At 72.1% G+C, this 12,190-nt stretch carries 3 protein-coding genes; all 3 read right to left on the bottom strand.

All coding sequences use genetic code 11. The features are described from left to right. Positions 1–83: 83 nt before the first annotated feature. Positions 84–7,715 carry a ricin-type beta-trefoil lectin domain protein gene (locus OG550_RS04650; RefSeq protein WP_327674809.1) on the bottom strand — a complete coding sequence of 2,544 codons (7,632 nt, stop codon included), beginning with the start codon at positions 7,713–7,715 and terminating at the stop codon, positions 84–86. A gap of 679 nt (positions 7,716–8,394) precedes the next feature. After that, positions 8,395–9,690, bottom strand: a complete 1,296-nt coding sequence (locus OG550_RS04645) for an ATP-grasp domain-containing protein (protein ID WP_327674807.1) — start codon at positions 9,688–9,690, stop codon at positions 8,395–8,397. Positions 9,691–9,698: 8 nt separating this feature from the next. After that, a complete protein-coding gene (locus OG550_RS04640; RefSeq protein ID WP_327674805.1) occupies positions 9,699–12,170 on the bottom strand; it encodes an ATP-grasp domain-containing protein in 2,472 nt (823 codons plus the stop codon). Positions 12,171–12,190 lie beyond the last annotated feature (20 nt).

Below are 12,190 nucleotides of genomic sequence, written 5' to 3'. Positions count from 1 at the left end.
GCCGTGGGGAATCCGAGTCACGTATTCCCCACGGCCGCATAAAATCGACAGCCTGACTGTTCCGCTACATCACGAGCGGTGTTCTACCAGTTGAGGTCCTTCCGTCCGTGGCCAAGGGCGTGGACAACGCCGGGCATCGCCTGCGCCATTGTGGCCATCCAGGGCGTAACACTGCTGAGGTTCCAGGCCGACAACGGGTTTGGTACACGCTCACCGGATTTGGTTACTTCGGTCCTGGCCTTAAAGAAGCTGGGAGCGTCGCCGCGTTCCCTCCAACGTGAGAGCTTCCCGCCGTGCTGGCCCCACCTGAAGGCTGTGCCAATCCCGAAGGTGGCACCCGTGAAGAGGGTATCCATTGCGTTCTGCTTCAAGCTGGACCTGAATCCCTGATTCTGAACTCGTTGCGTTACACGAACCCCAAGCGCAACACCCGTGGCGACCGCGCATGAGGCCCACCCGACTGCTGGGATGAGGCAGCCGGTCGTCGCTGCCACGGTTGCGATCGTTCCCCGGTTCTTCCAGGCCCAGTTCACGGCCTTCTTGACCCAGCTCTTCCGTCCGTCGAGGTCGTAGCGGTTGATCGGGTCGGCGTAGTTGTACTCGTAGGCGTTGGCGCTGCCTCCCGGGACCGGGTCGGTGGAGAGGAAGCGGCCGGTGGCCGGGTTGTAGAGGCGGACGCCCATGAGGACGACGCCGTCCTGGGCCTCGGCGGAGCGTTGCTTGGCGCCGAGCCAGCCGTAGCGGGTGGCCGCCTGGCCTGCGGCCGGGTTGCCGTACTCGTCGGCGTCGAGGAGGACGGGGGCGGTCAGGGCCGGGTCGGTGACGAGGACCACCGAGCCGAAGAGGTCGGTGAGTTGGAGCTTGACGGTCCCGGTGTTGGTGACGGTCGCGGACAGGTCTCCGTCGGTGCCCGGGATGTTGCGGGTCCAGGCGCCGGCGTTCTCGGTGGTCCAGCGCGGGCTGTCGCTGGCGCCGCCGTAGTGGTTGAGCTTGGTGGCGGTGGTGGACCAGGTGCCGTTGGGCTGCTTGGTGGCGGTGGTACTGCCGTTGAGGCGGCCGGCGGGGTCGAGGGTCCACGTCTGCTTCGTGGTCGCGGTCTCCTGGGAGGCGACCAGGTCGTCGACCCGGTAGCCGAGGACCGTGCCGGTCGGCGTGGTGAGCGTGCGGCCGAACGCGTCGTAGGTGTAGCCCGCGTCGGTGGCCCGGTCGGCGCTGTCGTAGGTGGACGCGGTGGTGGTGGCGCCGGCGGTGGTGCAGGTGCCGTCACCGGCCGGACCGGAGACCGTCTTCGCGGTGCGGTTGTAGTGGGCGTCGTAGGAGTAGGTGCGGGTGGTGCAGCCGGCGGCGACCGTGGAGTGCTCGGCCTTGGTCAGGCGGCCGAGGCGGTCGTAGCCGTAGGACTTGAGGCCGTTGGTGCTGGTGTCCTTCGTCACCTGGCCCTGGGTGGAGAGTTCCTCGTTCTGTGCCCAGACGACCTTGCCGTCGGAGGTGCGGGTGTAGGTGCGGGCGACGGCCTTGCCGGAGGCGTTCAGGGTGTCCTTGCGGACGATGCCGCCGGGGTAGGCCTGCTCGACGAGCTGGCCGTCGGGGCTGTACTTCGCCGTGAACTCGCCCGCCTTGCTGTCGTTCACGGAGGTGAGCAGGCCACGGGGTTCCTTGGTGCGGTCGTAGGTGTAGGTGGTGGTGCCGGTGGGGTCGGTGGACTTGACCGGCTTGCCGAACCTGTCGTACTCGGTGGTGGTCACGGCGCCGTCGGCGTCGGTGTAGGAGATGGTCCGGCCGAGGACGTCGCTGACCGTGGTGACCGACTTGCCGGCTGCCGTGGTCTTCACGGCCGCGCCCGTCGCCGGGTCGTACTCGGTGACGGCCTTCGGCACAGTCTGGCCCTCGTCGCCGGTGGCCTCGGTGGAGACGGTCCGGTCGATCGCGTCGTAGGCGTTCACCGTCCGACGGGTCTTGCCCGCGTTGGTCTCGACGACCTCCTCGGGCTTTCCGCTGCGCGAGTACCGGGTGATCTGCTTGACCGGGAGGGTGGTCGGCATCCGGGCCGCGTCGGCGCCGGTCACGGCCGCGCCGGGGCCGGTCGTGCACGCCTGCCCGGCCCACTCGGGGCGGTTGGCGCAGGCCGCGTCGGCGGCGTTCGCACCGGACGTGTAGTACGCCGACTTCACGGTGGAGGCGTCCACGCTGTCGGAGCCGGGGACCCGGACCTCCTCGGTGCGGCCCTGGGCGTCGTAGCGGGTGCTGGTGGTGAGCTTGGCGCCGAGCGCGTCGGTGGTGACCGAGGTGGGCTTCTTCAACGTCCAGCCGGAGGTGCCGCCGATCGGGGTGCCGTAGCCGGTCCTGGTGACCCGCACCTCGGCGTCGTCGGCGTAGCCGTCGATGCGGGCGCCGTCGGTGGCGGTGGTGACCAGGTGGTAGGCCTGGCCGTCGGGCTTCCCTTCGTCGTAGGTGGTGGTGTTGTGGTCCCGCGCCACTACGGAAGTACCGGCCGGGAGGGTGGGGTTGACGGTGGCCTTGGTCAGGGTGACGGTGTCCAGGCCGGCGTGGTAGCGCTCGCCCTGGGTGCCCGCGTTGGTGCCGGTGACCGTGACCTTCAACTGGTGGTCGCCGCGCGCCAGGCGGACCGTCTGGCCCACCGTGTACGGGGCGGTCGAGCCGGCCGTGTTGGCGTCGAAGGTGTCGATCGGCTGGCCGAGGTTCTGGCCGTCGATCGCGAACTGGACGATGCCGTGGTCGTTGAAGCGGGTCAGCTGGCCGGACAGGAGGTAGTCGCCCTCCTCGGTCACGCTGACGCGCATGGTGTCGGACGCCCCGGCCTGGGTGCCGGCCAGGCTGAGCTGCGCTCCGCCGGACCAGACCAGGGCGTTGTTGTCGTTGATCACCCGCACCGGCGCGGTCGCGCCGAGCTGCGGCAGCTTCTCCGCCTCCCAGCTGACCGTCACGGGGTGGGTCTGGCCGGCGACCTGCTCGGTGAGTGAGGCGCGGTAGGCCGGGCCGAGGGTCTCGGTCACGTCCAGGCCGTCCGCGGTGTAGACGGTGCGCGAGTCGAGCAGCCGGGCACGGTCGGCGGAGCCGGTCGGGAGGTTCAGTTCGGCCGCGTACCGGGCGGCGTCCGGGTGGGTGCCCAGGGCGATCGAGCGGTTGGTGGCCTCCAGGGTGCGCACCACATGACCGTAACGGTCGTACTCCTTGGTGTCGATGTCACCTCCCGAAGTGACGGACGGGCTCGCGGTGTTGACCTCCTGACCGGAGGCGTTCAGATAGGACACGGTCGCCGGCCTGTAGCCGTCCGGGCCGGGCTTGGCCGCCGTGGCGGTGGTGGTGCCGGGGTCGTCCTCCGGGCCGAACACGGCGGTGGCGTCGGTGGGCGCGTCGGTCTGCGCCCATGCGGCCACGTCCGCGCCGCCCAGGTCATACGGGCCGCCCGTACCGCGGGTGAGCGGGACCTCGTAGACGACGCTGGTCGCCGTCTCGCCGCTGACCTGGTCCTTGCTGCCCTGGGTCAGGGCGGCGCGGCGGACCTTCAGCAGGCGTCCCGGGTCCTGGTCGGTGGCGGCCTTCCCGTAGTCGAGGTTCCACGGCAGTTGGCCGGCCGGGGTGATCCGGGTGACCCGGCCCGCCTCGTCGTAGCCGTACGCGGTCTTCAGCGGCTGGGCCGGGCGCGGGTCCCAGGTCTCGGTGAGGCGGCCCTTGTCGTCGTAGGCGTAGCGTGCGACCTCGACGGCCTCCTCCTTGGAGGTGGCCGGGTTCCACGACCAGACCTTGACGGCCTTGACGCGGTCGAGGAAGTCGCCGGGGGCGGTCGCCGTGGCCGTGGTGGCCTTGGCGTAGTCGTACTCCATGACCTCGCAGCCGCGCGGCAGCGGGGTCACGGTGCAGCGGTTGGTGTCGTCGACGCCTGGCTCGACCGGCGGGATGACGCGCTTGACCAGGGATCGGCCGTCGGTGGTGTCGTACTGGTAGCGGGTGGCCGAGGCGGCGCCCGGGCCGGTCTCGCTCACCACCTGGTAGATGTTCGACCCCGCCTGGCGGGCGAAAATGGTCTTGGTCCCGTCCAGCTCGGACAGCTCGTAGACGGTGCCGGCGGTCTGCACGTCCCAGACCTGGTTCGGACCGGCCCAGCACACCCAGACCGAGGCACCCAGGTTGGTGTCCAGGCACTTGCCCGAGTGCCGGTTGGCGACCAGGCCGTCGGTGCGGACCTCCCACTGCTGGTTGACACCCGCGTTGCAGCCCCACAGGACCAGCTGCGTGCCGTTGTCGATCTGCCCCCACGGGTTGTCCAGGCAGTAGCCGAGCAGGCGCAGCGTCAGGTCGTCGCCGCGGGTCCACTGCTGGTTGGCGCCGCCGGTGCAGGGCGCCTGCTGCAGTGTGACGCCGTTTCCGGCCGTGCCGTTCGGGGCCTCCAGGCACTGGCCGGAGGAGTTCAGTACCAGGGCGCCGGAGGCTGCGGGGACGGCCTTGAGCGTGAGTGACTCGGCGCCGGGCTCCGGGAACAGGGTGCCGTCGGTGCCCTTGGCGAAGGTGAGTGAGGTGTCGTCGTTGCCCTTGATCTCGACGAGGTCGGACTGCGGGAAGGACAGCGAGCGGTAGTCGGAGCCGGTGCCGGCGTCGGGGCCGCCGGCCCACTGCGGGCCGAACGGCGCGACGATCTCCTTCAGCGACAGGTCGTCGAAGAACACCTCCTTCTCCGGCGCGGTGAAGCCGTTGATGAGGCGGAACCAGGCCTCGGTGGCGTCCTTGGGGACGGTCATGTCGACGGTCAGCTGCTGCCAGCCGTCCGTGAACGACGCCTTCGGGGACAGCACTTCGCCGTAGCCGGCCGAGGTGCGGTGGACGCCCTGCAGGCGCAGACCGATGTCGGCGCGGTCGGGGTTGAGACCGGTCGTGCCGGGGACGTGGATCCAGCCGGTCAGGCGGTAGGTGCGGCCCGGCTTCATGCCCTGGGCGAGGGTGTACTCCGGGCCGATCGCCGCGAAGGAGCTGGGGTTGCCGACGGGCTTGAGCAGCAGTGAGTCGGTGGAGCTGTCGTGGCCGCGGGCGGTCGAGCGGCTGAGGCCGGCCGGGCCGGCGGTGAAGCCCGCCGTGTCGGTGCCCACCTGTCGCTGGTTGAGCGTCAGGCGCTCGCCCTGCGGCTGCCAGCCGCGGTCCGTGCCCCGCGAGGAGGCGGTCCGGCCCACCGACATGCCGAACTCGGTGGTGTCGGTCGTGCTGGTGGAGTAGTCGCCGGTGAGCAGGTTCACGGAGCCGGGGCCCGCCCGCGTGCTCGCGGCGCCGTCGGCGTTGCGGTCGACGGTGATGGTGTTCCAGGCGGTCGCGTAGCCGTTGCCCGAACCGTCCTCGGGGAAGAGGAGAGCGCGGATCTGGACGACGCCGCCGACGTTGCCCAGGGTGTCGAGGACGTTCCAGTCGGCGTGCGGGCCGAGGTCCGCCAGGCGCGGCTTGTCCTCGGTGACGGCCGTGTTGTCGGCCTTGGCGAGGTTGACCCGGGGCACCGCGTACTCGGTGGCGCCGGGGCCGCGACGGTACTGGTAGACCACCCGTTTGAACTGCGACTGCGCGTCGACCGACAGCTTGACGCGCTTGGCGGACTGGGTGCCGTTGGTCGGCGACGTCAGGCCGGCCTGGCCGACGTGGAAGACGTACTCGGTGGCCGGGGAGAGGTTGCCCGCCCGGTCCTTGGTCTGCACGCTCAGCACGCGCCGGCCCTCGGTGGCCGGCGTGATGCCGGTTGTGAGGCCCGCGGTGGCGTTGACGGTGACCGGCGTGCCGCCGTCCAGCGTGTAGACGTACGCGGCCAGGTCGGCGGTCCCGGCGGGCGGCGTGAAGGTGAACGATCCGGCCGCGTTGGCCGCGCCGTGCCAGAGCCCGTCCGACGGGTAGTCCGCCGAGGTGACGACCGGCGCGCCGGGGGCCGTGGTGTCGGCCACGAGGCTGGTGCCCGTCCACGCCGAGGCGGAGGTGGCGTCCGACACCCGCGCCCACACCGCGTACGGCACTCCTTCGTCCAGCTTCGCCACCCCGAGGTCGGCCGGGGTGACCTGCAGGTAGGTGTTGGCCGGGACCTGCCGGTAGATGCTGTTGACGAAGCCGCCGTTCCGCCAGAGGTCGACGTTCACGCCGACCGTGCCGTTGTCGGCGTCGTCGGCGCGGACCAGGAAGCGCGGCGTGGTGGAGCTGGTGTACCGCGGCTCGCCGGGCTGGGACGGCTGGATCTCCACACCGGCGGGGGCGGACGGCACGGTGTTGTAGGTGATCGACAGGAAGGGCGGGGTGTCGCTCTCGGAGGAGCCGAACCGCTTCCAGGACAGCGGGCTGTTCTCGTCGGCCGCCTTCAGGCCTATGCCGTACTCGGCGAAGCCGTTCCCGGCGAAGTAGCGGATCATCCCCGTGACGTCGGCCTTGGCCCATGCGGAGCCGTCCTCGGCCGTGCAGTGGTGCTTGTCCCACGGGTCGATGTCGTAGGTGTCGTACGAGCGCACCCACATCTGCCCCCACTGGGGCTGGTTGTTCCAGCGGGCCCACGGGCCGGCGCCGCCCGCGTTCCACACCTCCCACTGCTTGGGCACGCAGGAGGAGGAGTGGTGGTTGAAGAGGTTCAGCGTGGCGCCGATGATCTGCTTCCCGTTGAACCCGCCGCCCGGGACCGTCAGGAACGAACGCGCCTTCACCGAGCCGTCGTAACTGCCGACCTTGAGCTCGTCCGCGGAGGAGACGTCCCCGGCCTCGTCCGTCTGGACGTAGGTGTCGAAGGTGCCGAAGACGTCCACCGGCGGGTCGATGGTCACCGGGTACTGCGTCCTGGCGTCGGCCAGGAACGCCGCGTCCGGGGTGAGCACCAGCTCGGTGTCCGCCCCCGTGCCGCGCACCTGCATCGTCACCGGGGCTCGGTGCAGGTGCTCCATCGAGGCCGCGTCGACCGCGGCGTCCCACATCACCGGCGCCGGGATCCGCACGGTCGGCTTGCCGGTCGCCTTGTCCAGCAACTGGACGGAGCCGTCCGGCTGCGCCGCGACCGTCAGCCCGGTGGCGTCCAGCGGGATCGTGATCGTCCCGGCCTGCGCCACCGCCGAGCGGTCCTTCACGATCACGGACTGCTCGAACCCGGTCCGGGTCGCCTGCACGACGAGGTCGACACCCGGACGGGCATCGACATACGTGGCCTTCCTGCCCTCCAGCTTCGGCTGCGGCAGCCTGCCCAGCCAGCCGAGGGACAGCTTCCGGTCGCCGGAGCCGAAGCTCGCGAGCGGGCGCTCGGGGAGCGGGGCGGCCGCCGGCGCGGCTCCGGCCGGGGGCTGCTCACCTCCGGCGGGGGCGGACGGCGGAACCGCGCCCGGCAGGCTGTCGCCCACCGCCACCCCGGCCTCGCCGCCGTCCAGGACCAGCCCTCCGGGGTGCGCTTTCGGCGTCACCTTGCCGTCCGCTGTGCGGACGAGCGAGGTGTCCACCGGGACCCAGTCCTTGCCGGACTTCATCCGGACCTGGCCGGTCGACCGCTCGGAGGTGAGGGTTCCGTCCGGGTTCGCCCACAGTGTGGTGAACTCGCTGCGGGCTCCGGTGACTTCGACGCGCTGCCCCTGCAGTCGCGCCGACAGCAGGGCCGAGGCCTCGTCGATCGCCCCGGTGGCCGGGCCGGCCACCGGCTGCGGAGCCGGGGCCGCACCGGCGGCCGGGGCGACCGCGACGGCCTCCAGTGCCACACCGCTCGGCACCAGCAGGCCAAGTGTCAGGAGCGCGGATATGCAGCGCCTTCCGGACCAGGGCATGACTCCGCCCGCCCTCGCGGACGAGGCGGATAGTCGCCGTAACATTCGAATTCCAATCGAGAGATATTCGCCGGTCGGCAGGATCGCTCTGACCTGACGGGAAATCTCTCACCCCGGAAAGTTCGCAGGAAGCCCACGATGTTTCGTTTTTATAACGAAGCCCTGGATTCCGCTTAGGATCTACGCAGACCAATCATCGCGGGCGAATGCACTCACCGCTGCAGAGAGCGGCCCCTATGCCGTGAACGGCTCGTACTCCCGATGTCCGATAATTCAGACATCGGGATGCAGGGTTGGATGCGCCTCGGGTCCGGCTTATTTGACATGCCATTGGCAAATGCTGTGTCGTGGGTGCGGTGGTGGAATTCATTGTTCCGGATCGAACTCATGGAATGGGTCAAGATGTGTGGATGCTGATTCATCGTCGACGGATATGCATCTTCCTGCACCGTCCTCCTGTGGGAGTGAATTCCCGATTTGTGGTGGCGAGGCGGGAAATTTCTCCACCCGGAGAGTAGGGGAACCCCGGGATCCGCTTCCAGGGGAACGGAAACGGAAACGGAAACGGAAACGGAAACGCGGACGCGGCCCGGCGGGGGCCGGGCCGCGTCGCTGGTGGGCCGGGTTACGGGAGCGGGTCGACGACGATCTCGATCGCCGTCGCGGCGGCCAGGGCGTTGGCCGCGGCCTCCTCCCGGTCGGCGCCGTACGCCACGATCTCGCCGACCCGGGAGCCCGAGGCGGTCAGCGGGGGCACCGTCCCGCCGGGCTCGACGGACACCCAGGTGTACTCGACCCCGGGGGAGGACTGGGCGGCGTCGACGCCGCGGACTTCGCGGACCACGCCGGGGGCCGCGTCCAGGAAGCGGACCGCCGCTCCCCGGACCGGGGCCGCGGCCATCTCCGGCGCCTTCCCCTCCAGCACGTCGAGGTAGCCGCGGAACAGGTCGCTGCCGTAGGCGAGTCCGATCAGGAACGGGATGTAGCCGCCGGGGAGCCGGGCGGCGCATTCGAGGAGGTGGGGCTCGCCGTCGCGGATGATCCACTCGGCGTGCAGGATGCCGGTGCGGAAGCCGGTCGCGGCGACCAGCGCGTGCACGGCCGGCTCCGCCGCCGCCCCGGCGGGGGCCGGCACGATGTGGCCCCGCTCGACGGGGTGCGGGCCGGGGTAGAGCTGGGTCTCGGTGGTGTTGAGGAACACGACGCGGCCCTCGTGCACCAGCGCCTCGACGCTGAACTCGCCGCCGTGTAGCCACTCCTCGACCACGTAGCCGGCCTGGCCCGCGTGCGGGGTGCGCAGGTGCGGCTGGTCGGCCGCCTCCGTCCGCTTCCAGGCCTCGTCGATGTCGTCGTCGGGGCCGAGGAGTTGGACGCCGAGGCTGCCCTGGAGGTGGGTCGGCTTCAGGACGCACTCGCCGCCGTGCGCGTCGCGGAAGCGGGCGACGTCCTCGGGGCCGTCGATCCGCTGCCAGTCCGGCTGGGCGACGCCGGCCGGCCGGGTGGCCTCGCGCAGCAGGGCCTTGTCGCGGAACAGCCGGACGGCCGCGGGCCCGCCGTTCGGCAGCCCCCAGGCCTCGGCGAGTTCGGCGGCCGGGACGACCGTGTACTCCAGGGCGGGCAGGACGGCGCGGACGGCGGCGGGCCGGTCGACGTGGTCCGCGAGCCGCACCGCCCCGTCCTGGACGGGGGCCGCGACGAACCCGGCCGCGCAGTTGAACCTCGGGAGCTGCCCGGCGACGTCCCGGGCCTCGCAGATCGCCGGTTCCTCGACCACCAGGACGGAGCCGGCGGGCAGCACCCGCTCCAGCTGGTTCAGCAGTCCGACGCTGAATCCGACCACGACGTGGGTGACTTCGGGCGAGCCGGCGTTGTCGGGCGAGTCGGGGTTCTCGGGCGAGCCGGTGATTTCGGGGGAGTCCATGTGCGTGTTCACGCCTCCTCGGCGGGGGTGATGGTTGCTTCGATCCGGTTCAGCGCTTCGGTCAGGGTGCGGTCGCAGGCGGCGGCGTCGGGGCCGGTGGCGACGACCGCGGCCAGCCGGGGCACCACGCCGCGGGGCGGGAGCAGCAGCTGCTGCCCGGGCTCGGCCAGCGCCACCACCCTTTCCACGCCCGGTACTTCGCGTGCTCCGGCGACGTCCAGCCGGGCGACGGTGCCGTCCTGCCCGGGGTAGAGGAAGCGCACTTCGGCGCAGTCGTCCCGGGTCGGCCGCAGGTCGGGCACCCGGCCGAGTGCCGCGTCCATGGCGGCGGCGGTGAGGTCGACGCCGGTGGCGAGCCGGCCGAGCAGCGGGATGTAGTCGCCGCCGAGCCGCCCGTTGAGCTCCACCAGGCGCGGTCCGCGGGCGGTGAGCCGCAGTTCGGCGTGGGTCACCCCGGTGGTGACGCCGAGCGCCGCGTGGATCCGGGTGACGAGGTCGGTCGTCTCGTCGGCCCAGGGCTCGTGGTGCCACGGCGAGACGAGGTGCCCGACCTCCTCGAAGAACGGGGGGTAGCCGATCCGCTTGCGCGCCAGGTTGACGCAGTGCACCTCGCCCGCGAGGACCACGCAGTCCAGGCTGATCTCCGGGCCGTCCAGGTACTCCTCGATCAGCAGTCCGTCGAGCGGGTCGAGGCCGGCGAACGCGGCCCGGTCGGCGTGCCGGTGCAGCGCGGCGAGTTCGTCGGGCGAGCCGGCCAGCACCACGCCGCTGCTGCCCGCGAGGGCCCGGGGCTTGACCACCACCGGGTAGCCGATCCGCTCCGCGGCCGCGAGCGCCGAGTCGAGGCCGTGCGCGACCGCGTAGCGCGCGGACGGCAGCCCGGCCCGCTCCAGCAGCTGCCGGGTGCGGAGCTTGTCCCGGCAGTTGCGGACGGCCTGCGGGGTCATGTGCGGGAGCCCGAGCCGCTCGGCGGCCTCGGCGGTCCGCTCCAGCAGCACCTCGCTCCAGGTGAGCAGGCCCGCCGGTGCCGCGTCCCCGGCCAGGGCCTCGGCGACGGCCCGGGTGAGCGCGTCGACGTCGCCGGTGTCCGCGACCAGGTGGCCGTCCAGGTAGGGCAGTTCCCAGTCGGCGGGGGCGTCGTTGACGGTGGAGACCCGGCCGTGCGCCGCCGCGTCCCGGAGGGCGTACTCCCGGTAGACGCGGCCGCCGGTGCCGACGAGGACCACGTGGGGCGGGCGGGAGGGGTCGACCGGTTCGCAGCGGTAGTCGAGCCGGGCGGCGGTGCGGGTGACCGCCCGTTCCACCTCGGCGCCGGTGCGGCCGCGGAAGCGGAACCGTGCCCCGGAGTGCTCGTACCCGGGGAGGTCGGCCAGGCGGCTGCCGGGCGCCGGGAGCCGCTCGGCGTACGGCCCGTCCGGCAGGCCGGTCTGCGGCGTCGCCGCGACGACCAGGCACGGGCGCGCGGCCGGGGTCGGGACCAGCAGCCAGCCGCCGTACCCGCCCGCGCCGCCGTCCTCGGCCGGACCGGCGGGGTGCGGGAACGCGGGCAGCGGGCGGCCGAGTTGGATGTCCACCGCGGCGGCCATCAGGTCGACGCCGTGCACCTCGCGCCAGACGAACGGGATCTCCGCCCCGCCGGGCCGGGCGCCCACCTCCAGGACGTGGAACTCCGGTTCAGAGCCGTCGGCGGAGGCGAACAGTTCGAGGTGGAACACCCACGGGTCGGCCGACATCGCCAGGACGGCGCGCCGGGTGAACTCGCCGACGGCCTTGAGCAGTACCGGGTCGTCGATCTCGACCGAGCCGAGCGCGTCCCCGTGGGTGAAGTCCAGGCAGGTGTTGAGGTAGCGCGAGGCGCGCCAGACCCGCAGGTCCCCGTCGGCGGCGACCCCGTCGACGTGCAGGATCCCGTGCGGCAGGTACGACTGCACCAGCAGCGGGACGCCCGGCGGGAACGCGTACCCGGCCAGGTCGGCCGGCCCGTCGAGCCGGGAGACGTGCGAACTCGCCGTCCCTCGCACCGGTTTGAGGATGACCGGCCAGCCGTGCCGGTCGGCGAAGGCGGCGACCGCCGCGTGGTCCGGGGCGGGGCCGGTGGGCGGCACGGGGACGTCCTGCGCGGCGAGCCGCCGGGCCATCGCCAGCTTGTCGCGGAACGGCCGCAGCCGGTCGGGCGTCTCGCCGGGCACGCCCAGCTCCTCGCGGAGCTCGGCGGCGACGTCGAGGTCCACCTCGTGCAGCGCGACGATCCGTGCGGGGGAGCCGTGTTCGGCGGTCAGCCGGTCGACGGCGGCCCGCACCGCGGCGCGGTCCTCGGTGCTGGGGACGACGGCGACGGCGGCGGCCGCGGCCGGAAGTGCGGCCCGGGCGCGCGGGGTCGTGACGTAGCTGACCCGGTGCTCGGAGTGGTCCAGGTAGGAGGCGTAGTCGGCGTAGGAGTCGGTCCACCGGTGGAGGACGACGACATGGTCGGAGGGCACGGGCGACTCCAGGGACGGCG

The sequence above is a fragment of the Kitasatospora sp. NBC_00458 genome (genome assembly GCF_036013975.1).
Taxonomy (GTDB): domain Bacteria; phylum Actinomycetota; class Actinomycetes; order Streptomycetales; family Streptomycetaceae; genus Kitasatospora.
This window is presented reverse-complemented; position numbering and strand designations above follow the sequence as displayed.